The sequence below is a fragment of the Citrobacter sp. TBCP-5362 genome, assembly GCF_005406305.1.
Classification (GTDB): domain Bacteria; phylum Pseudomonadota; class Gammaproteobacteria; order Enterobacterales; family Enterobacteriaceae; genus Citrobacter_B; species Citrobacter_B koseri.
Genome location: NZ_CP040234.1, coordinates 3,144,215 through 3,165,430 on the forward strand (window position 1 = coordinate 3,144,215; position 21,216 = coordinate 3,165,430).

A 21,216-nucleotide genomic window follows, 5' to 3' on the forward strand; every position below is an offset into this window, starting at 1 on the left:
TCTCCGCCCTGTACGCAGACGCAGGGCGGCATTTTTTGAAATCGGGGGTCGGAATGTATGCTTTAACCCAGGGCCGGATTTTTACCGGTCACGAAATTCTTGATGACCATGCGATTGTTGTCGCCAATGGCCTGATTGATCGCATCTGTCCAATGGCGGAACTGCCGCCAGAGATAGAACAACGCGCGTTGAATGGGGCCATTCTCTCCCCCGGTTTTATTGATGTGCAATTAAACGGCTGCGGCGGCGTCCAGTTCAACGATACCGCTGACGCGGTGACTGTCGAAACGCTGGAAATCATGCAGAAAGCCAATGAGAAATCAGGCTGCACCAGCTACCTGCCGACGCTGATTACCACCAGCGACGATCTGATGAAACAGGGCATTCGCGTCATGCGTGAATACCTGGCGAAATACCCGAATCAGGCATTAGGTCTTCATCTTGAAGGTCCGTGGCTGAACCTGGTCAAAAAAGGCACCCATAATCCGAGTTTTGTCCGCCAACCTGACGCTGCGCTGGTGGACTTCCTGTGCGATAATGCCGATGTGATCACCAAAGTCACGCTGGCGCCGGAAATGGTGCCGGCGGAAGTGATCGCCAAACTGGCGGCGGCGGGCATTGTGGTTTCAGCTGGTCACTCCAACGCGACGTTAAAAGAGGCGAAAGCCGGTTTCCGCGCAGGGATCACCTTTGCCACCCACTTGTTCAACGCGATGCCGTATATTACGGGCCGTGAACCGGGTCTGGCGGGCGCCATTCTTGACGATGCCGATATTTATTGCGGCATCATCGCGGATGGTCTGCATGTTGATTACGTCAACATTCGTAACGCTAAACGTCTGAAAGGTGACAAACTTTGCCTGGTGACTGATGCAACCGCCCCGGCGGGTGCAAACATTGAACAGTTCATTTTTGCTGGTAAAACAATATACTACCGTAATGGACTGTGTGTGGATGAGAACGGTACGCTGAGCGGATCATCATTAACCATGATCGAAGGCGTGCGTAATCTGGTTGAACATTGCGGTATTGCGCTGGATGAAGTGCTGCGTATGGCAACGCTCTACCCTGCGCGCGCGATTGGCGTCGATAAGCAGCTCGGCAGCCTCGCGCCGGGTAAAGTTGCGAACCTGACCGCCTTCACCCACGACTTTAAAATCATCAAGACCATCGTTAATGGTAACGAGGTCGTTACTGAGTAAGAGAAAGTATGACACCAGGCGGACAAGCTCAAATAGGTAATGTTGATCTCGTAAAACAGCTTAACAGCGCGGCCGTTTACCGCCTGATTGACCAGCATGGGCCAATCTCGCGTATTCAGATTGCCGAGCAAAGCCAGCTTGCTCCCGCCAGCGTAACCAAAATTACGCGTCAACTCATTGAACGCGGGCTGATCAAAGAAGTTGATCAGCAGGCCTCTACCGGGGGCCGCCGCGCCATCTCCATCGTTACCGAAACCCGCAATTTCCATGCTATTGGCGTGCGGTTGGGTCGTCATGACGCAACCATTACCCTGTTTGACCTGAGCAGTAAAGTGCTGGCTGAAGAGCACTACCCGCTGCCAGAGCGCACTCAGGAGACGCTGGAACATGCCCTGCTCAATGCCATCACCACGTTCATCGACAGTAACCAGCGTAAACTTCGCGAGTTAATCGCGATTTCTGTGATCCTGCCGGGTCTTGTCGATCCCGAAAGCGGCGTGATCCGCTATATGCCGCATATTCAGGTTGAAAACTGGGGATTAGTTGAAGCGCTGGAAAAACGTTTTCACGTAACCTGTTTTGTCGGTCACGATATCCGCAGTCTGGCGCTGGCCGAGCACTATTTCGGTGCAAGCCAGGATTGCGAAGATTCCATTCTGGTGCGCGTACACCGGGGGACTGGCGCCGGGATTATCTCAAATGGCCGCATTTTTATTGGTCGCAACGGCAACGTCGGAGAGATCGGTCATATTCAGGTCGAGCCGCTGGGCGAGCGCTGTCACTGCGGCAATTTTGGCTGTCTGGAAACCATCGCCGCCAACGCGGCCATTGAACAACGCGTACAGCACTTACTCAAGCAGGGCTACCAAAGTCGCGTTACGCTGGACGACTGCACGATTAAAACCATCTGCAAGGCAGCTAATAAAGGTGACAGCTTAGCGGCAGAGGTGATTGAACACGTTGGTCGTCATCTGGGCAAAACCATCGCTATCGCTATCAACCTGTTTAATCCGCAAAAAATCGTGATTGCCGGTGAAATTACCGAAGCGGATAAAGTGCTGCTGCCGGCGATCGAAAGCTGCATCAACACACAGGCGCTGAAAGCGTTTCGCAAAAATTTGCCGGTTGTCCGTTCCACGCTGGATCACCGCTCCGCCATCGGCGCATTTGCGCTGGTGAAACGCGCCATGCTCAACGGCATTTTGTTGCAACATTTGCTGGAAAATTAATGAGCTTTTATAGTGGCGCATTATGACTAAATCCTTTGGGTAGTTCATGACCATCAAGAATGTAATTTGTGATATTGACGGCGTGCTGATGCACGACAATGTTGCCGTACCCGGTGCGGCAGAATTTCTGACGGATGTAATGGAAAAAGGTCTGCCGCTGGTGCTGCTGACCAATTACCCTTCGCAGACCGGCCAGGATCTGGCGAACCGTTTTGCTACCGCAGGGGTTAATGTACCGGATAGCGTTTTTTATACTTCCGCGATGGCCACCGCCGATTTCCTGCGTCGTCAGGAAGGCAAGAAAGCCTATGTGGTCGGTGAAGGCGCACTAATTCACGAATTGTATAAAGCAGGTTTTACCATTACCGACGTCAATCCCGATTTTGTGATTGTCGGTGAGACCCGTTCCTATAACTGGGACATGATGCATAAAGCGGCCTTCTTCGTCGCCAACGGCGCCCGTTTCATCGCCACCAACCCCGATACCCACGGTCGTGGTTTCTATCCGGCCTGCGGCGCGCTCTGTGCAGGTATTGAAAAAATCTCTGGTCGTAAGCCTTTTTACGTCGGTAAACCCAGCCCGTGGATTATCCGCGCCGCGTTAAACAAAATGCAGGCGCACTCGGAAGAGACCGTTATCGTCGGCGACAATCTGCGCACCGATATTCTGGCGGGATTCCAGGCCGGTCTGGAAACCATTCTGGTGCTCTCTGGCGTCTCAACGCTCAACGATATCGACGACATGCCGTTCAGACCAAGCTGGATTTATCCTTCCGTCGCCGAAATCGACGTTATCTAAACGCCCCCCAGCCTGATGGCGCTGCGCTTATCAGGCCTACAATATTGTTCTGTTCGAATCGTAGGCCTGATAAAAAACATCGTTTAATAAAATCGCCATAAAATTATCGATTCATCAATAAACACGCTCATTACGTAATCTTTTTTCATCATTCAACAACTGCCATTGCATTTTTTGCTTTCATCACACCAAATCTCTTGCGAACCCTGCGGCTTTGCGGCATTTTCATAAACAAGCAAACACAAAAAAGCACCACGCAACGGGTTAATGGAGAAGGTTATGTGTTCTATTTTTGGCGTATTCGATATCAAAACAGACGCGGTTGAGCTGCGTAAAAAAGCCCTTGAGCTGTCACGTTTGATGCGCCATCGCGGCCCAGACTGGTCCGGTATTTACGCCTGCGATAACGCGATTCTGGCACACGAGCGTCTGTCTATTGTCGACGTCAACGCCGGTGCGCAGCCGCTGTACAATGAAAAGAAAACACATGTGCTGGCCGTTAACGGTGAAATTTATAACCACCAGGCATTACGCGCGGAATATGGCGATCGCTATCAGTTCCAGACCGGGTCTGACTGTGAAGTGATCCTCGCGCTGTACCAGGAAAAAGGGGTGGAATTTCTCGACGACTTACAGGGTATGTTCGCCTTTGCGCTGTACGACAGCGAACAGGATGCCTGGCTGATTGGTCGCGACCACATCGGGATCATCCCGCTTTATATGGGTCATGACGAGCACGGCAACTTTTATGTCGCCTCTGAAATGAAGGCGCTGGTGCCGGTCTGCCGCACGATTAAAGAGTTCCCGGCAGGCAGCTACCTGTGGAGCAAAGACGGTGAGATTCGTCAGTACTACCAGCGCGACTGGTTCGAGTTCGACGCAGTGAAAGACAACGAAACGGACAAAAACGTGCTGCGTCAGGCGCTGGAAGAGTCCGTCAAAAGCCACCTGATGTCAGACGTGCCATACGGCGTATTGCTCTCGGGCGGCCTGGATTCCTCCATCATTTCCGCCATCACCAAGAAATTCGCCGCACGCCGCGTGGAAGATCAGGAACGTTCGGAAGCCTGGTGGCCTCAGTTGCACTCCTTTGCTGTCGGTCTGGAAGGCTCCCCGGATCTGAAAGCCGCGCAGGAAGTGGCAAACCATCTCGGCACCGTGCATCACGAAATTCACTTCACCGTGCAGGAAGGTCTGGATGCGATTCGCGACGTGATTTACCACATCGAAACTTACGATGTCACCACCATTCGCGCCTCGACGCCGATGTATTTAATGTCGCGTAAAATCAAAGCGATGGGAATCAAAATGGTGCTGTCCGGCGAAGGTTCCGATGAAGTGTTCGGCGGCTACCTCTACTTCCATAAAGCGCCAAACGCCAAAGAACTGCACGAAGAGACCGTGCGTAAACTACAGGCGCTGCATATGTTTGACTGCGCTCGCGCCAACAAAGCGATGTCTGCCTGGGGCGTCGAAGCCCGCGTCCCGTTCCTGGATAAGAAATTCCTCGATGTGGCGATGCGCATCAACCCGGAAGACAAAATGTGCGGCAACGGCAAAATGGAGAAACATATCCTGCGTGAATGTTTTGAATCCTACCTGCCCGCAAGCGTGGCATGGCGTCAAAAAGAGCAGTTCTCTGACGGCGTCGGCTACAGCTGGATCGACACGCTGAAAGAGGTCGCGGCAGAGCAAATTTCCGACCAGCAACTGGAAACCGCCCGCTTCCGTTTCCCGTACAACACGCCATCTTCTAAAGAAGCGTACCTGTACCGTGAAATCTTCGAAGAGTTGTTCCCGGTACCCAGCGCAGCAGAATGTGTGCCAGGCGGCCCGTCCGTCGCCTGTTCTTCTGCGAAGGCCATCGAATGGGATGAGGCGTTCAAAACGATGGACGATCCATCAGGCCGCGCCGTCGGCGTACACCAGTCCGCTTATAAATAAGTTATCGTGTTAAAAAGAGTCCTGCGGGGCTCTTTTTTTACGCCGTTTTTTCACCGCAAAAAACGATTAATAACCAATAATTGCCGAATATTGCGTCACGCTGTTCGCAACCTAACCAAACAGTCACATTCCGGCCATTTTCAATGAAAAAGAGGTTGACGCTTCAAGGCTCAATACGCATAATGCGCCCCGCAACGCCGATAAGGTAACGCGAAAAAAGATGGCTACGTAGCTCAGTTGGTTAGAGCACATCACTCATAATGATGGGGTCACAGGTTCGAATCCCGTCGTAGCCACCATCTTTTTTGCGGGAGTGGCGAAATTGGTAGACGCACCAGATTTAGGTTCTGGCGCCGCAAGGTGTGCGAGTTCAAGTCTCGCCTCCCGCACCATTCACCAGTACGCGTTGCACGGATGGGGTATCGCCAAGCGGTAAGGCACCGGTTTTTGATACCGGCATTCCCTGGTTCGAATCCAGGTACCCCAGCCATATTTCTTCGAGTTTGCGGATTGCCGCGACGGTCATTGGGGTATCGCCAAGCGGTAAGGCACCGGTTTTTGATACCGGCATTCCCTGGTTCGAATCCAGGTACCCCAGCCATCGAAGAAAACAATCTGGCTACGTAGCTCAGTTGGTTAGAGCACATCACTCATAATGATGGGGTCACAGGTTCGAATCCCGTCGTAGCCACCAAATTTTTGGGGTATCGCCAAGCGGTAAGGCACCGGATTCTGATTCCGGCATTCCGAGGTTCGAATCCTCGTACCCCAGCCAAATTTGAAAGACGTTCGGATGACGAACGCAAAGACCCAACCATTGGGGTATCGCCAAGCGGTAAGGCACCGGATTCTGATTCCGGCATTCCGAGGTTCGAATCCTCGTACCCCAGCCACATTAAAAAAGCTCGCTTCGGCGAGCTTTTTGCTTTTCTGTCTGGCGCGCCGGGGGGCGGTGTAGGCCTGATAAGCGCAACGCTATCAGGCACAGAATATCCTACAACCCTAACGCATATTTCAGGGCCTGACGTTTCAACACGCCTGCGCGCTCTGCCGCCATCAATCCAATATTACGCATAATGCGCAGCGGCTGAAGATTATTGCTGAAACCGGCATAGAACAGATCCATTCCGCTTTGCATAATGAAGTTATCCGCCATGCGGCGCGTCTGATAGCGTTTCAGCACCTGGTGACTGGCCCAGACTTCGCCATGACTGCGGGCGCTGATCAACACATCCAGCAGCGCATCCACATCACGATACCCCAGGTTTACCCCCTGCCCGGCTAATGGATGAATGGTATGCGCCGCATCCCCCACCAGCGCCAGGCCAGGCTGTACGTATTGCAACGCATGGCGGCGCGTCAGCGGAAAAGCGCCTGCCGCAACCGGTGTGACCGCCCCCAGACGCGACGGAAAATGTTGCATAATTTCCACCTGCAACTGCGGCATACTCAGGTTCTGCAACTGGCGAATACGCGCTGGTGAGTCATACCACACCAACGATGCCCAGTTGTCGAACAACGGTAAAAAGGCCCGTGGGCCGTCTGGCGTAAATTGCTGCCAGGTGCTGTCACCGGGATCGCTCTCACACTGTACGGTAATCAGCATGCAGGACTGAGCATACTGCCAGGCATGAATGCCAATCCCCGCCAGCTGTCGTACCTGCGAGTTCGCACCGTCAGCGCCGATCACCAGTTTTGCGGTAAGACGCTCGCCATCCGCCAGCTCCAGCTCATGTCGATCATTGTGGCGATGCAACGCAATCAGTGAAGCAGGTACGCGTAGCATCACTTTCGGGTGCACGTCCAGCGCCTGCCACAGCGCCTGTTGCAGCACGATATTCTCAACCATATAGCCAAGCAGCGGTAACTTAAGCTCGGCGGCGTCAAACACCACATGGGCGTTTTCCCACTCCCAGGTTTCCAGACGACGGTACGGATGGCTGCGCATCCCCTGCACCGCATCCCAGACGCCCAGGCCTTTAAGCAGCGACACCGACGCCGCGCTGATCGCTGAAATACGCACATCAGGCTGGCTATCGGCCACAAACGGCGCAGGCTCAGCATGTTCAATCACCGTGACGGTAAATCCATGCTGCGCCAGTCCCAGCGCCAGCGCGCCGCCGACCATCCCCCCGCCAACAATGGCAATTTCCGTTGGTTGATTTGTCATGGTCACTCATCCTGTTACGTTGATAAGACAAGTTTACAGGATTTTTTACCTCTAAGGGCTGATAAGCGTCATACTGGTCACAACCGCGCCAAAGCATTACACTATGCGCCCTGCAATTCAGCCACTATTTCGCAAGAGCAAGTCGATGACCAAAAAACTCCATATTAAAACCTGGGGCTGTCAGATGAACGAGTACGATTCATCGAAGATGGCCGATCTGCTGGATGCTACCCACGGGTATCAACTGACCGAGGTCGCGGAAGAAGCGGATGTGCTGCTGCTGAATACCTGCTCAATCCGCGAGAAGGCTCAGGAAAAAGTCTTCCATCAATTAGGCCGCTGGAAGCTCTTAAAAGAGAAGAACCCGGACCTGATTATCGGCGTCGGCGGTTGCGTGGCCTCCCAGGAAGGCGACCACATCCGTCAGCGTGCGCACTATGTCGATATTATTTTTGGCCCGCAAACGCTGCACCGCTTACCGGAAATGATCAACTCCGTTCGTGGCGACCGCAGCCCGGTGGTGGACATCAGCTTCCCGGAAATCGAGAAGTTCGACCGCCTGCCGGAACCGCGTGCGGAAGGCCCGACCGCGTTTGTCTCCATCATGGAAGGGTGTAATAAATACTGCACGTACTGTGTGGTGCCGTATACCCGTGGTGAAGAGGTCAGCCGTCCGTCTGACGACATCCTGTTTGAGATCGCCCAGCTTGCCGCTCAGGGCGTGCGTGAAGTCAACCTGCTCGGTCAGAACGTTAACGCCTGGCGCGGTGAAAACTACGACGGTACCACCGGCTCCTTTGCCGACCTGCTGCGTCTGGTTGCCGCCATCGACGGGATCGATCGCATCCGCTTCACCACCAGCCACCCGATCGAGTTCACCGACGACATCATCGAAGTTTACCGTGATACGCCGGAACTGGTGAGCTTCCTGCACCTGCCGGTACAGAGCGGCGCGGATCGCGTACTGAATCTGATGGGGCGTACCCACACGGCGCTGGAGTACAAAGCGATCATCCGTAAACTGCGCGCGGCGCGCCCGGATATTCAAATCAGCTCGGACTTCATCGTTGGTTTCCCTGGCGAAACGACTCAGGACTTCGAACAGACCATGAAGCTGATTGCCGACGTCAATTTCGACATGAGCTACAGCTTTATCTTCTCGGCGCGTCCGGGAACACCGGCGGCCGATATGGTTGACGATGTGCCGGAAGAAGAGAAAAAGCAGCGTCTGTATATTCTACAGGAGCGTATTAACCAGCAGGCGATGGCCTGGAGCCGTCGGATGCTCGGCACCGTCCAGCGTATTCTGGTGGAAGGCACCTCGCGTAAGAGCATTATGGAACTGTCAGGCCGTACCGAAAATAACCGCGTGGTGAACTTTGAAGGCACCCCGGAGATGATCGGTAAGTTTGTGGATGTGGAAATCACCGATGTCTACACCAACTCTCTGCGCGGCAAGGTTGTACGCACCGAAGATGAGATGGGGCTGCGCGTGGCTGAAACGCCGGAGTCAGTCATTGCCCGTACCCGTAAAGAAAACGAGATTGGCGTCGGTTTTTACCAGCCTTAATCCTGCTGAAAAGCGAAAAAATGCCCGATGGCGCTGCACTTATCGGGCCTACGGCACAATATGGTTCGTAGGCCGGATAAGGCACTTGTGCCGCCATCCGGCAAATAACAGACAGGCCTTGTAATTCCCCCCTACGCCCCCATCTTCATTGCAATGCTTGCGCCTTTATCCTGTGGCGTGAATAATTTCCTTATCTGCCGGTGAATTTTCATTTTCCGGCAACTCAGGCATAAGAGGAACAGTTTGAACATAGACACTCGCGAAATTACCCTTGAGCCCGCAGACAACGCCCGTCTGTTGAGCCTTTGCGGCCCGTTTGACGACAACATCAAACAACTGGAACGCCGTCTCGGCATCGAGATCAACCGTCGTGACAATCACTTTAAGCTGACCGGTCGCCCGATTTGCGTCACCGCCGCGGTAGATATCCTGCGCAGCCTGTACGTCGATACCGCCCCGATGCGCGGTCAGATTCAGGACATCGAGCCGGAACAAATCCACCTTGCGATTAAAGAAGCGCGCGTGCTGGAACAAAGCGCGGAGAGCGTTCCTGACTATGGCAAGGCGATAAATATTAAAACCAAGCGTGGCGTGATTAAGCCGCGCACGCCGAATCAGGCGCAGTACATCGCCAATATTCTCGATCACGACATTACTTTCGGCGTTGGCCCTGCCGGTACGGGGAAAACCTACCTCGCCGTTGCCGCCGCCGTGGACGCTCTTGAGCGTCAGGAAATTCGTCGTATTCTGCTGACCCGTCCGGCGGTGGAAGCCGGGGAAAAACTGGGCTTTCTGCCAGGCGACCTGAGCCAGAAGGTCGACCCGTATCTTCGCCCGCTGTACGACGCGCTGTTTGAGATGCTCGGCTTCGAGAAAGTAGAAAAGCTGATTGAGCGCAACGTCATTGAAGTCGCGCCGCTGGCCTATATGCGCGGTCGTACGCTGAACGACGCCTTTATTATTCTCGATGAGAGCCAGAACACCACCATCGAACAGATGAAGATGTTCCTGACGCGTATCGGCTTTAATTCGAAAGCGGTTATTACCGGTGACGTCACGCAGATTGACCTGCCGCGCAACACGAAGTCTGGCCTGCGCCATGCGATAGAAGTGCTGGCGGAAGTCGAAGAGATCAGCTTTAACTTCTTCCACAGCGAAGACGTGGTGCGCCATCCAGTGGTTGCCCGTATCGTTAACGCCTATGAAGCCTGGGAAGAAGCGGAGCAAAAACGCAAGGCAGCGCTGGCGGCAGAACGCAAGCGTGAAGCGCAGGAGCAGGAACAAAAATGAGTCAGGTGATCCTCGATTTACAACTGGCATGTGAAGACCATTCCGGCCTGCCGGAAGAGAGCCAGTTTCAGACGTGGCTGAATGCGGTGATCCCACAGTTTCAGGAAGAATCAGAAGTGACGATTCGCCTGGTGGATGAAGCCGAAAGCCACGATCTTAACCTGACCTACCGCGGGAAAGATAAGCCAACCAACGTGCTCTCTTTCCCGTTTGAAGCGCCGCCAGGTATGGAGATGCCGCTGCTGGGCGATCTGATCATCTGCCGCCAGGTAGTGGAGCAAGAAGCGAAAGAACAAGATAAGCCGCTGGAGGCCCACTGGGCGCATATGGTCGTGCACGGCAGCCTGCATTTGCTGGGCTACGACCATATCGAAGATGATGAAGCGGAAGAGATGGAAGCCCTCGAAACAGAGATTATGCTTGCTCTGGGCTATGAGGACCCGTACATTTCCGAGAAAGACTAAGTACGATGAACAAACATGCCGTCAGCCGTTAAGTATATGCATGACGAGCGACCTATTAACCAACATGAGAACCCATACGACGCCATGAGCGACGACAATTCACACAGTAGTGACACGTTAAACAGCAAAAAGGGATTTTTTTCCCTGTTACTGAGCCAACTTTTCCACGGTGAACCCAAAAACCGTGACGAACTGCTGGCGCTGATCCGTGATTCCGGGCAGAACGACCTTATCGATGAAGATACGCGCGATATGCTCGAAGGGGTGATGGACATTGCGGACCAGCGCGTTCGCGACATCATGATCCCCCGCTCCCAGATGATTACCCTGAAACGCAACCAGACGCTGGATGAGTGCCTTGATGTCATCATTGAGTCAGCACACTCGCGTTTCCCGGTCATCAGCGAAGACAAAGATCACATTGAAGGGATTCTGATGGCGAAGGATCTGCTGCCGTTTATGCGCAGCGATGCCGAAGCCTTCAGCATGGAAAAAGTGTTACGCCAGGCCGTTGTTGTCCCGGAGAGTAAGCGCGTTGACCGCATGCTCAAAGAGTTCCGCTCCCAGCGTTACCATATGGCGATCGTTATCGACGAGTTTGGCGGGGTGTCGGGTCTGGTGACCATTGAAGACATTCTCGAACTGATCGTGGGTGAAATTGAAGACGAGTATGATGAAGAAGATGATATCGACTTCCGTCAGCTCAGTCGCCACACCTGGACCATTCGCGCTCTCGCACCGATTGAAGACTTCAACGAAGCCTTCGGCACCAGCTTCAGCGATGAAGAGGTCGATACCATTGGCGGTCTGGTGATGCAGTCGTTCGGTCATCTGCCTGCGCGCGGTGAGACCATTGACATTGATGGTTACCAGTTCAAAGTCGCTATGGCCGACAGCCGTCGTATTATTCAGGTTCATGTCAGAATACCGGATGACTCGCCCCAGCCTAAACTGGACGAATAAAACCAAAAGTGGACTAAAGACTAAATGGCATTTGCCTCACTGATTGAACGCCAGCGCATTCGCCTGCTGCTGGCGTTATTATTCGGCGCCTGCGGAACGCTGGCTTTTTCTCCGTATGACGTCTGGCCCGCCGCGCTTATCTCGCTTATGGGCCTACAGGCGTTAACCTTACACCGCCGTCCGCTCCAGTCGGCTGCTATCGGCTACTTCTGGGGGCTGGGACTCTTTGGCTCCGGCATCAACTGGGTCTACGTCAGTATCGCGCAGTTCGGCGGTATGCCCGGCCCGATAAACGTCTTCCTTGTGGTGCTGCTTGCCGCATACCTTTCCCTCTACACGGGCCTGTTCGCCGGTATTCTGTCGCGTCTGTGGCCGAAAACCACCTGGCTGCGCGTGGCGATCGCCGCCCCCGTAGTCTGGCAAATCACCGAGTTTCTGCGTGGCTGGGTACTGACCGGCTTCCCGTGGCTACAGTTCGGCTATAGCCAGATTGACGGCCCGCTAAAAGGGCTGGCGCCGGTGATGGGCGTTGAGGCCATCAACTTCCTGCTGATGATGGTCAGCGGCCTGCTGGTGCTGGCGGCAGTTACCCGCAACTGGCGTCCTCTGGTCGCCGCGCTGGTGTTATTTGCCCTGCCCTTCCCGCTGCGTTACATCCAGTGGTATACGCTGGAGCCGGAAAAAACAACGCAGGTCTCGCTGGTTCAGGGCGACATTCCCCAATCACTGAAGTGGGATGAGAGTCAGCTTATCAATACGCTGAAAATCTATCTCGACGCCACCCAGCCGGAAATGGGTAAATCGCAACTGATTATCTGGCCAGAGTCCGCCATTCCCGATCTGGAGATTAATCAGCAGCGTTTTCTCGGCATGATGGACGATCTGCTGAAATCCAAAAACAGCACGTTGATTACCGGCATCGTCGATGCGCGTCTGAACAAGCAGAACCGCTACGACACCTACAACACGATTATCACGCTGGGTAAAGACAGCCCGTACAGCTACGATTCCAGCAATCGCTACAACAAAAACCACCTGGTGCCGTTTGGCGAGTTCGTGCCGCTGGAGTCGATTCTGCGCCCGTTAGCGCCGTTCTTTGACCTGCCGATGTCCTCATTCAGCCGTGGGCCGTACATACAGCCACAGCTGCATGCGCATGGCTTTAAACTGACGGCGGCGATTTGCTACGAAATCATTCTGGGTGAACAGGTTCGGGACAATTTCCGCCCGGACACTGACTATCTGCTGACCATCTCTAACGACGCCTGGTTCGGAAAATCTATCGGCCCGTGGCAGCACTTCCAGATGGCGAGAATGCGTTCTCTGGAGCTGGCGCGCCCGCTGTTGCGCAGCACCAACAACGGCATTACGGCAGTCATTGGCCCGCAGGGTGAAATTCAGGCGATGATCCCGCAGTTTACCCGCGACGTGTTGACCACCCACGTTACGCCAACCCGTGGTTTAACGCCTTATGCCCGTACCGGCAACTGGCCGTTATGGTTGCTCACCGCGCTGATGGGCTTTGGCGCCGTGGTGATGAGCCTGCGTCAGCGTCGTAAATAATCTCCCTTATTACCGGGTAAGACGCGATGCGTCTTACCCGGCCTGGCTATATCCCTCCATTCTGGCACGCCTATTGCTTTGTTAAACAAGGTAAACCTTGTTTTGGCTATATGTGCAACCTGGTCGCACCAATATCGATCATCGGTAGCACCCAAACAGTGCAATGAAAGATTTTTGCCTCTAAACGGTGCGGCGCACTTCGCAAAAATAAACAATAAAGCAGCAAAATCTTTACATTCAGCCAAACTAAATGTTAACAAACACGCATAACACTGCACGCTCAAGTTGCAGACGATAACAACACAAACACTCACAATGGGTATCAATGCGTCGATGGCGCAGACGATAAAGGAGTTGGATATGCAATTACGTAAGCTAGCCACAGCAATGCTGGTCATGGGAATGTCTGCCGGTCTGGCACACGCGGAAGACGCCGCGCCGGCGGCGGGCAGTACGCTGGATAAAATCGCGAAGAATGGCATTATCGTCGTTGGCCACCGCGAGTCCTCCGTGCCGTTCTCTTACTACGACAACCAGCAAAAAGTGGTCGGTTATTCACAGGACTACTCCAACGCCATCGTTGAAGCCGTGAAGAAAAAGCTTAACAAACCTGACCTACAGGTGAAGCTGATCCCAATTACCTCCCAGAACCGTATTCCACTGTTGCAAAACGGAACCTTCGACTTTGAGTGTGGCTCCACCACCAACAACGTCGAACGCCAGAAACAAGCTGCGTTCTCTGACACCATTTTCATCGTCGGTACGCGTCTGCTGGCGAAAAAAGACGGCGATATTAAAGACTTCCCAGACCTGAAAGGGAAAGCGGTCGTGGTCACCTCCGGTACCACCTCTGAAATTCTGCTGCACAAGCTGAATGAAGAACAAAAAATGAATATGCGCATTATCAGCGCGAAAGATCACGGCGACTCCTTCCGTACGCTGGAAAGCGGTCGCGCCGTCGCCTTTATGATGGATGATGCCCTGCTGGCGGGTGAACGCGCGAAAGCCAAAAAACCAGACAACTGGGAGATCGTCGGTAAACCGCAATCTCAGGAAGCCTACGGCTGTATGCTGCGTAAAAACGATCCTGAGTTTAAAACGCTGGTAGATGACACGATTGCCCAGGTGCAGACCTCAGGCGAAGCGGAAAAATGGTTTGATAAGTGGTTTAAAAACCCAATCCCGCCGAAAAACCTGAACATGAATTTCGAACTGTCCGACGAGATGAAGGCGCTGTTCAAAGAACCGAATGACAAAGCACTTAACTAACTAAAATAAATGGGGCGGGATCTCCTTGCCCTCTCGATTGTCATTCAGCACGGACAGACTATAAGCCTGATGGTCGTTCCCCATCAGGCCTGAAAACCGCAAAACGCTGGATAACAATCTTCGAGGGTAGCGCTGCTACCCTTTTTTTTCTGGAGTAGATTTATGTCAATAGACTGGAACTGGGGGATTTTTTTACAACAAGCCCCGTTCGGCAACACCACGTATCTCGGCTGGCTCTGGAGCGGCTTCCAGGTCACCGTCGCGTTATCCATCACCGCCTGGATTATTGCTTTCCTCGTCGGCTCGTTATTCGGCATTTTACGTACTGTACCTAACCGCTTCCTCTCAGGAATGGGGACGCTTTACGTGGAACTGTTTCGTAACGTCCCGCTGATTGTTCAGTTCTTTACCTGGTATCTGGTCGTGCCTGAGCTGTTGCCGGAAAATATCGGCATGTGGTTCAAGGCGGAACTGGACCCGAACATTCAATTTTTCCTCTCATCAATGATCTGTCTGGGGCTGTTTACCGCTGCGCGCGTCTGCGAGCAGGTACGCGCCGCGATTCAGTCGCTGCCTCGCGGGCAGAAAAACGCTGCGCTGGCGATGGGGCTGACGCTGCCTCAGGCTTATCGCTATGTTCTGCTACCGAACGCCTATCGGGTGATTGTCCCGCCGATGACCTCGGAAATGATGAACCTGGTGAAAAACTCCGCCATCGCATCGACCATTGGTCTGGTGGATATGGCGGCGCAGGCGGGCAAGCTGCTGGATTACTCCGCCCACGCCTGGGAGTCGTTCACCGCGATTACGCTGGCCTACGTGCTGATTAATGCCGTCATTATGCTGGTGATGAATCTGGTGGAACGTAAAGTCCGCCTGCCTGGCAATATGGGAGGCAAATAATGTACGAGTTTGACTGGAGTTCGATCGTTCCTTCCATGCCGTATTTGCTGGCCGGGCTGGTGATCACCCTGAAAATTACCGTCACCGCCGTGGTGATCGGGATTCTCTGGGGCACCATTCTGGCGGTAATGCGTCTTTCAAGTTTCGCCCCTGTCGCCTGGTTTGCGAAAGCTTACGTCAACGTTTTCCGCTCCATCCCGCTGGTGATGGTGCTGCTATGGTTCTACCTGATTGTGCCGGGGCTGTTGCAGGACGTACTGGGTATTTCGCCCAAAACGGATATTCGCCTGATTTCAGCGATGGTCGCGTTTTCCATGTTTGAAGCGGCGTATTACTCGGAGATTATCCGTGCGGGTATTCAGAGCATTTCACGCGGGCAGTCCAGCGCTGCGCTGGCGCTGGGGATGACCCACTGGCAGTCGATGAAGCTCATCATCCTGCCGCAGGCGTTCCGTGCGATGGTGCCGCTGCTGCTTACCCAGGGTATCGTACTGTTCCAGGATACCTCCCTGGTTTACGTGTTAAGCCTCGCGGATTTCTTCCGCACCGCCACCACCATTGGCGAGCGTGATGGTACGCAGGTCGAAATGATCCTGTTTGCCGGTGCCGTCTACTTTGTTATCAGCCTGAGCGCGTCGTTGTTGGTCAGCTATTTGAAGAAAAGGACAGTTTAATGATTACCCTGAAAAATGTTTCTAAATGGTATGGTCACTTTCAGGTGCTGACCGACTGCTCCACGGAAGTGAAAAAAGGTGAAGTGGTGGTGGTCTGCGGCCCGTCGGGTTCCGGTAAATCGACCCTGATCAAAACGGTGAACGGACTGGAACCGGTGCAACAGGGTGAAATCACCGTTGACGGCACCAAAGTGAATGACAAAAAAACGGATCTGGCGAAGCTCCGCTCGCGGGTCGGAATGGTGTTCCAGCATTTTGAACTGTTCCCGCATCTGTCGATCATTGAAAACCTGACGCTGGCGCAGGTGAAAGTGCTCAAACGCGGCAAAGCGCCCGCCCGTGAAAAAGCGCAGAAGTTACTTGAGCGCGTAGGACTTTCGGCCCATGCCAATAAGTTCCCGGCGCAGCTTTCCGGCGGGCAGCAACAGCGTGTGGCAATCGCGCGCGCGCTGTGCATGGACCCTATCGCTATGCTGTTTGATGAACCGACATCCGCACTCGATCCTGAAATGATCAACGAAGTGCTGGACGTTATGGTCGAGCTGGCAAACGAAGGGATGACCATGATGGTCGTCACCCACGAAATGGGCTTTGCCCGTAAGGTGGCCAATCGGGTGATCTTTATGGACGAGGGAAAAATTGTCGAAGACTCGCCGAAAGAGGAGTTCTTCGCCAACCCGAAATCGGATCGCGCCAAAGACTTCCTGGCGAAGATCCTGCATTAATCCTCCCGGCGCGCACGACAGAGTGCGCGCCATATCACGCTTTATCTCTTCATATCTCGAATCGCACTCATCCCGGCGTTACCCTTGTCACAAAGTACCACTTACAAGGAGCAACAATGGCACTTCCAGTCCTTTTTGATTGCGATCCAGGTCATGACGACGCCATCGCAATTGTTCTCGCCCTCGCATCGCCTGAACTGGATGTGAAAGCGATCACCTCTTCCGCCGGTAACCAGACGCCTGACAAAACGCTGCGTAACGTATTGCGTATGCTGACGCTACTGGGGCGTACCGATATTCCTGTCGCGGGCGGCGCGATAAAACCGCTGATGCGCGATCTGATCATCGCCGATAACGTACACGGCGAAAGCGGACTGGACGGCCCGGCGCTACCGGAGCCGTCATTTGCGCCGCAGACCTGCACCGCCGTTGAGCTGATGGCGAAAACCCTGCGCGAAAGCCCGGAACCGGTAACCATCGTCGCCACCGGGCCGCAAACCAATGTCGCCTTGCTGCTGAACAGCCATCCAGAATTGCACCGTAAAATCGCCCGTATTGTGATCATGGGCGGCGCGATGGGATTAGGTAACTGGACGCCAGCGGCAGAATTCAATATTTACGTCGACCCCGAGGCGGCAGAGATTGTCTTCCAGTCAGGGATTCCCGTGGTGATGGCCGGGCTGGACGTAACGCACAAAGCGCAGATTCATGCTGAAGATACCGAGCGTTTCCGGGCGACAGGCAATCCTGTTTCCACGATCGTGGCGGAGCTGCTGGATTTCTTCCTCGAATATCACAAAGACGAAAAGTGGGGCTTTACCGGCGCGCCGTTGCATGACCCTTGCACCATCGCCTGGCTGCTAAAACCCGAGCTTTTCACCACCGTTGAACGTTGGGTCGGCGTGGAGACTCAGGGGAAATACACCCAGGGAATGACGGTCGTGGATTATTACTTCCTGACGGGCAATAAACCGAATGCGACGGTCATGGTCGATATCGACCGGCAGGGCTTTGTGGATTTGCTGGCGGAGAGGCTGGCGTTCTACGCATCATAACCAGCCGGATGGCGCTAACGCTTATCCGGCCTACATCAGCGTACAATTTGTAGGCCGGATAAGACGCTTCGCGTCACCATCCGGCACTGCCGATTACGGCTCAAACGGTCTGCGCTGGAACTGGTCGTGGCCGCATTTCGGGCACAGCGGCAGTACATCCGGCGTATACACCGCTAAATGGTAATGACACTTCTCGCACACAAGGTTGCCCAAGCCAACCACCTCGCCGCTGTGGTAGACCCCGTGGTGATTGAGATCCTGGAACACTTCGCGCCACTCCAGTTGCGTTTTGTCGGTGATGTCCGCCAGTTCCTGCCAGAGGCTCTCTTTAATCACCCGCATAAAGACGCTGTCGCTCTCCTCTTCCTGGCTCTCCTCGTAGCTCATGGCGAACTCTTCCAGGTCGCGTCTGACGGCGCGCGTCAGTTCGTCCACCTCGATTCGCGTTAACTCCCCTGCTTTCATTACGCTCTGACGCGCCTGTTCCACCAGCGCGTCAATATCGCGTTCGCCATTACGCAGGCGTTCGCTTAATGACGTCACCAGTTCACGGTAATATTGAGCAACCTTGTTCATCGCTTCGCCTCCTGGGTCGTTAACTGTCTATAATAATAGACGTTATTTACGCCGCGCTTTGCAAGACCGCCCACAGACTGTGTAAATTCATGCAAGGATTAGCATGGCGGGAATTCAATGCAGAATGCGCGAAAGGCTGTTTTGGCGCGGGCGTTTGGGCTATGCTATGCGGATCTGAAACACCACATCTAACGCTACGTTTGTAGCCGTAATGAAAACAGGACCACTGGCTGCCATGCAAGAGCAATACCGCCCGGAAGAGATAGAATCAAAAGTCCAGCAACACTGGGACGAGAAGCGCACCTTTGAAGTAACCGAAGACGAGAGCAAAGAGAAGTATTACTGCCTGTCGATGCTTCCCTATCCTTCTGGTCGACTACACATGGGCCATGTGCGTAACTACACCATCGGTGATGTGATTGCCCGCTACCAGCGCATGCTGGGTAAAAACGTTCTACAGCCCATCGGCTGGGATGCATTCGGTCTGCCTGCTGAAGGCGCGGCGGTGAAAAACAACACGGCGCCGGCGCCGTGGACCTATGACAACATCGCCTACATGAAAAACCAGCTCAAAATGCTGGGCTTCGGCTATGACTGGAGCCGCGAGCTGGCGACCTGCACCCCGGAATACTACCGCTGGGAGCAAAAATTCTTCACCGAACTGTATAAAAAAGGCCTGGTGTACAAAAAGACCTCTGCGGTGAACTGGTGCCCGAACGACCAGACCGTACTGGCGAACGAGCAGGTTATCGACGGCTGCTGCTGGCGCTGCGACACCAAAGTTGAGCGTAAAGAGATCCCGCAGTGGTTCATTAAGATCACCGCCTACGCCGACGAACTGCTGAACGATCTGGATAAACTGGATCACTGGCCAGACACCGTTAAAACCATGCAGCGCAACTGGATCGGCCGTTCTGAAGGCGTCGAGATCACTTTTGACGTGAACGGCTACGACAATACGCTGACGGTGTACACCACGCGTCCAGACACGTTCATGGGCGCCACTTACCTGGCGGTCGCCGCAGGTCACCCGCTGGCGCAGAAAGCGGCTGCCAACAACCCGGAACTGGCTGCCTTTATCGACGAATGCCGCAACACCAAAGTGGCGGAAGCCGATATGGCGACGATGGAGAAAAAAGGCGTCGACACCGGTTTTAAAGCCATTCACCCGCTGACCGGCGAAGCGATCCCGGTATGGGCCGCCAACTTCGTGCTGATGGAATACGGTACCGGGGCGGTCATGGCCGTTCCGGGCCACGATCAGCGCGACTACGAATTTGCCACCAAATATGGCCTGACCATCAAGCCGGTTATCCTGGCGGCTGACGGCTCTGAACCGGATCTGTCCGAGCAGGCGCTGACCGAGAAAGGCGTACTGTTTAACTCCGGCGAGTTTAACGGTCTGGGCTTTGAAGACGCCTTCAACGCGATTGCCGATAAACTGGCGGCGAAAGGCGTCGGCGAGCGTAAAGTCAACTACCGTCTGCGCGACTGGGGCGTTTCCCGTCAGCGTTACTGGGGCGCGCCGATTCCGATGGTGACTCTGGAAGACGGCACCGTTCTGCCGACCCCGGAAGATCAACTGCCGGTCATCCTGCCGGAAGACGTCGTCATGGACGGCATCACCAGCCCGATCAAAGCCGATCCTGAGTGGGCGAAAACCACCGTTAACGGTCAGCCTGCGCTGCGTGAAACCGACACCTTTGACACCTTTATGGAGTCCTCCTGGTACTACGCACGCTACACCTGCCCGCAGTACAACGAAGGGATGCTGGACCCGGAAGCAGCAAACTACTGGCTGCCGGTCGATATCTACATCGGCGGTATTGAACACGCGATCATGCACCTGCTCTACTTCCGCTTCTTCCACAAGCTGATGCGCGACGCGGGCATGGTGAACTCTGACGAACCGGCGAAACAGCTGCTGTGCCAGGGTATGGTGCTGGCAGACGCATTCTACTATGTAGGCGAAAACGGCGAGCGTAACTGGGTTTCCCCGGTTGATGCCATCGTTGAGCGCGACGAGAAAGGCCGCATCGTTAAGGCGAAAGACGCGGCGGGCCATGAGCTGGTGTACACCGGCATGAGCAAGATGTCCAAGTCCAAAAACAACGGCATCGACCCGCAGGTAATGGTTGAGCGTTACGGCGCGGACACCGTGCGTCTGTTCATGATGTTTGCTTCTCCGGCCGATATGACGCTGGAATGGCAGGAATCTGGCGTGGAAGGGGCAAACCGCTTCCTGAAGCGCGTCTGGAAACTGGTCTATGAGCACACCGCGAAAGGCGAGGTTGCGGCACTGAACGTTGATGCGCTGAGCGAAGATCAGAAAGCGCTGCGTCGCGACGTCCACAAAACCATCGCGAAAGTGACCGATGATATCGGCCGCCGTCAGACCTTCAACACCGCGATTGCTGCGATTATGGAGCTGATGAACAAACTGGCGAAAGCGCCGCAGGAAGGCGAGCAGGATCGCGCCCTGATGCAGGAAGCGCTGCTGGCTGTCGTGCGTATGCTCAACCCGTTCACCCCACATGCCTGCTTCACGCTGTGGGAAGCGCTGAAAGGCGAAGGCGATATCGATAACGCGCCGTGGCCGGTCGCTGACGACAAAGCAATGGTAGAAGACTCTACGTTGGTTGTGGTTCAGGTGAACGGTAAAGTCCGTGGCAAAATCACCGTACCGGTGAACGCCACTGAAGAACAGGTTCGTGAACGTGCTGGCCAGGAACATTTGGTCGCAAAATATCTTGATGGCGTTACCGTGCGTAAAGTGATTTACGTTCCGGGTAAACTCCTCAATTTGGTCGTTGGCTAAGC

The 21,216-nt window shown here is 54.3% G+C and carries 17 protein-coding genes and 7 tRNA genes; 22 read left to right on the plus strand and 2 right to left on the minus strand.

Features of this window, described 5'->3' with window-relative positions; translation table 11 throughout:
- Window positions 1-53: 53 nt before the first annotated feature.
- The 11 genes from nagA to FD428_RS15065 all read left to right on the plus strand — a co-directional run bounded on the left by nagA (window position 54) and on the right by FD428_RS15065 (window position 6,067).
- Window positions 54-1,202, plus strand: coding sequence for an N-acetylglucosamine-6-phosphate deacetylase (gene nagA, locus FD428_RS15015; RefSeq protein ID WP_112002170.1), 1,149 nt, complete (start codon window positions 54-56; stop codon window positions 1,200-1,202).
- Window positions 1,203-1,210: 8 nt separating this feature from the next.
- Window positions 1,211-2,431, plus strand: a complete 1,221-nt coding sequence (nagC, locus tag FD428_RS15020) for a DNA-binding transcriptional regulator NagC (RefSeq protein ID WP_058668765.1) — start codon at window positions 1,211-1,213, stop codon at window positions 2,429-2,431.
- Window positions 2,432-2,477: 46 nt separating this feature from the next.
- The gene (nagD, locus tag FD428_RS15025; RefSeq protein WP_012133329.1) at window positions 2,478-3,230 is read left to right on the plus strand and encodes a ribonucleotide monophosphatase NagD; all 753 of its coding nucleotides are present in this window, start codon (window positions 2,478-2,480) and stop codon (window positions 3,228-3,230) included.
- A gap of 279 nt (window positions 3,231-3,509) precedes the next feature.
- Entirely contained in the window at window positions 3,510-5,174 is a 1,665-nt protein-coding gene (gene asnB / locus FD428_RS15030; RefSeq protein WP_047458165.1) for an asparagine synthase B, read from the plus strand.
- A 222-nt stretch (window positions 5,175-5,396) separates the two neighbouring features.
- Window positions 5,397-5,473, plus strand: a tRNA-Met gene (locus FD428_RS15035).
- An 8-nt stretch (window positions 5,474-5,481) separates the two neighbouring features.
- A tRNA-Leu gene (locus FD428_RS15040) sits at window positions 5,482-5,566 on the plus strand.
- Between the two features lie 23 nt (window positions 5,567-5,589).
- Window positions 5,590-5,664, plus strand: a tRNA-Gln gene (locus tag FD428_RS15045).
- A 36-nt stretch (window positions 5,665-5,700) separates the two neighbouring features.
- Window positions 5,701-5,775: transfer RNA gene (locus FD428_RS15050), tRNA-Gln, on the plus strand.
- A 16-nt stretch (window positions 5,776-5,791) separates the two neighbouring features.
- Window positions 5,792-5,868: transfer RNA gene (locus tag FD428_RS15055), tRNA-Met, on the plus strand.
- A 6-nt stretch (window positions 5,869-5,874) separates the two neighbouring features.
- Window positions 5,875-5,949 (plus strand) — tRNA-Gln (locus FD428_RS15060).
- Between the two features lie 43 nt (window positions 5,950-5,992).
- Window positions 5,993-6,067 (plus strand) — tRNA-Gln (locus tag FD428_RS15065).
- A 101-nt stretch (window positions 6,068-6,168) separates the two neighbouring features.
- Here the strand turns inward: FD428_RS15065 and ubiF are convergent.
- Window positions 6,169-7,344, minus strand: a complete 1,176-nt coding sequence (gene ubiF, locus FD428_RS15070) for a 3-demethoxyubiquinol 3-hydroxylase (protein WP_114847759.1) — start codon at window positions 7,342-7,344, stop codon at window positions 6,169-6,171.
- A gap of 145 nt (window positions 7,345-7,489) precedes the next feature.
- Between ubiF and miaB the strand changes: the two genes are divergently transcribed.
- The 10 genes from miaB to rihA all read left to right on the plus strand — a co-directional run bounded on the left by miaB (window position 7,490) and on the right by rihA (window position 17,820).
- Complete coding sequence (miaB, locus tag FD428_RS15075; protein WP_024130541.1) at window positions 7,490-8,914, plus strand: tRNA (N6-isopentenyl adenosine(37)-C2)-methylthiotransferase MiaB; 1,425 nt, start codon at window positions 7,490-7,492, stop codon at window positions 8,912-8,914.
- 243 nt (window positions 8,915-9,157) lie between these two features.
- Window positions 9,158-10,204 (plus strand): PhoH family protein, encoded by a 1,047-nt coding sequence (locus FD428_RS15080; RefSeq protein WP_012133334.1) that lies wholly within the window; start codon window positions 9,158-9,160, stop codon window positions 10,202-10,204.
- On the plus strand, window positions 10,201-10,668 hold the full coding sequence (gene ybeY / locus FD428_RS15085; protein WP_012133335.1) for an rRNA maturation RNase YbeY: 468 nt from the start codon (window positions 10,201-10,203) through the stop codon (window positions 10,666-10,668). The genes FD428_RS15080 and ybeY overlap by 4 nt, the downstream gene beginning before the upstream one ends.
- An 84-nt stretch (window positions 10,669-10,752) precedes the next feature.
- Window positions 10,753-11,631, plus strand: a complete 879-nt coding sequence (corC, locus tag FD428_RS15090) for a CNNM family magnesium/cobalt transport protein CorC (RefSeq protein WP_114847779.1) — start codon at window positions 10,753-10,755, stop codon at window positions 11,629-11,631.
- Between the two features lie 24 nt (window positions 11,632-11,655).
- On the plus strand, window positions 11,656-13,194 hold the full coding sequence (gene lnt / locus FD428_RS15095) for an apolipoprotein N-acyltransferase (RefSeq protein WP_110494537.1): 1,539 nt from the start codon (window positions 11,656-11,658) through the stop codon (window positions 13,192-13,194).
- A 360-nt stretch (window positions 13,195-13,554) separates the two neighbouring features.
- Window positions 13,555-14,463, plus strand: a complete 909-nt coding sequence (locus tag FD428_RS15100) for an amino acid ABC transporter substrate-binding protein (protein WP_047458175.1) — start codon at window positions 13,555-13,557, stop codon at window positions 14,461-14,463.
- 162 nt (window positions 14,464-14,625) lie between these two features.
- Complete coding sequence (gene gltJ, locus FD428_RS15105; RefSeq protein ID WP_012133339.1) at window positions 14,626-15,366, plus strand: glutamate/aspartate ABC transporter permease GltJ; 741 nt, start codon at window positions 14,626-14,628, stop codon at window positions 15,364-15,366.
- Window positions 15,366-16,040, plus strand: a complete 675-nt coding sequence (gene gltK / locus FD428_RS15110; protein WP_012133340.1) for a glutamate/aspartate ABC transporter permease GltK — start codon at window positions 15,366-15,368, stop codon at window positions 16,038-16,040. Before gltJ ends, gltK begins: the two co-directional genes overlap by 1 nt.
- A complete protein-coding gene (gene gltL, locus FD428_RS15115; RefSeq protein ID WP_012133341.1) occupies window positions 16,040-16,765 on the plus strand; it encodes a glutamate/aspartate ABC transporter ATP-binding protein GltL in 726 nt (241 codons plus the stop codon). Before gltK ends, gltL begins: the two co-directional genes overlap by 1 nt.
- A gap of 116 nt (window positions 16,766-16,881) precedes the next feature.
- A complete protein-coding gene (gene rihA, locus FD428_RS15120) occupies window positions 16,882-17,820 on the plus strand; it encodes a pyrimidine-specific ribonucleoside hydrolase RihA (RefSeq protein ID WP_049012057.1) in 939 nt (312 codons plus the stop codon).
- A 93-nt stretch (window positions 17,821-17,913) separates the two neighbouring features.
- Here the strand turns inward: rihA and FD428_RS15125 are convergent, their stop codons facing one another.
- The gene (locus FD428_RS15125; protein ID WP_012133343.1) at window positions 17,914-18,396 is read right to left on the minus strand and encodes a zinc ribbon-containing protein; all 483 of its coding nucleotides are present in this window, start codon (window positions 18,394-18,396) and stop codon (window positions 17,914-17,916) included.
- A gap of 235 nt (window positions 18,397-18,631) precedes the next feature.
- On the opposite strand from FD428_RS15125, the gene leuS reads away from it, so the two are divergent.
- Window positions 18,632-21,214, plus strand: coding sequence for a leucine--tRNA ligase (leuS, locus tag FD428_RS15130; protein ID WP_024130545.1), 2,583 nt, complete (start codon window positions 18,632-18,634; stop codon window positions 21,212-21,214).
- The last annotated feature ends 2 nt before the right edge of the window (window positions 21,215-21,216 follow it).

Bases quoted from the DNA above. Each gene is read 5' to 3' on its own strand.
- gltL (WP_012133341.1), top strand. From the start codon at position 16,040: ATGATTACCCTGAAAAATGTTTCTAAATGGTATGGTCACTTTCAGGTG.
- nagD (WP_012133329.1), top strand. From the start codon at position 2,478: ATGACCATCAAGAATGTAATTTGTGATATTGACGGCGTGCTGATGCAC.
- nagC (WP_058668765.1), top strand. From the start codon at position 1,211: ATGACACCAGGCGGACAAGCTCAAATAGGTAATGTTGATCTCGTAAAA.
- FD428_RS15100 (WP_047458175.1), top strand. From the start codon at position 13,555: ATGCAATTACGTAAGCTAGCCACAGCAATGCTGGTCATGGGAATGTCT.
- ubiF (WP_114847759.1), bottom strand. From the start codon at position 7,344: ATGACAAATCAACCAACGGAAATTGCCATTGTTGGCGGGGGGATGGTC.
- asnB (WP_047458165.1), top strand. From the start codon at position 3,510: ATGTGTTCTATTTTTGGCGTATTCGATATCAAAACAGACGCGGTTGAG.
- ybeY (WP_012133335.1), top strand. From the start codon at position 10,201: ATGAGTCAGGTGATCCTCGATTTACAACTGGCATGTGAAGACCATTCC.
- leuS (WP_024130545.1), top strand. From the start codon at position 18,632: ATGCAAGAGCAATACCGCCCGGAAGAGATAGAATCAAAAGTCCAGCAA.
- gltJ (WP_012133339.1), top strand. From the start codon at position 14,626: ATGTCAATAGACTGGAACTGGGGGATTTTTTTACAACAAGCCCCGTTC.
- FD428_RS15125 (WP_012133343.1), bottom strand. From the start codon at position 18,396: ATGAACAAGGTTGCTCAATATTACCGTGAACTGGTGACGTCATTAAGC.
- nagA (WP_112002170.1), top strand. From the start codon at position 54: ATGTATGCTTTAACCCAGGGCCGGATTTTTACCGGTCACGAAATTCTT.
- lnt (WP_110494537.1), top strand. From the start codon at position 11,656: ATGGCATTTGCCTCACTGATTGAACGCCAGCGCATTCGCCTGCTGCTG.
- miaB (WP_024130541.1), top strand. From the start codon at position 7,490: ATGACCAAAAAACTCCATATTAAAACCTGGGGCTGTCAGATGAACGAG.
- rihA (WP_049012057.1), top strand. From the start codon at position 16,882: ATGGCACTTCCAGTCCTTTTTGATTGCGATCCAGGTCATGACGACGCC.
- corC (WP_114847779.1), top strand. From the start codon at position 10,753: ATGAGCGACGACAATTCACACAGTAGTGACACGTTAAACAGCAAAAAG.
- gltK (WP_012133340.1), top strand. From the start codon at position 15,366: ATGTACGAGTTTGACTGGAGTTCGATCGTTCCTTCCATGCCGTATTTG.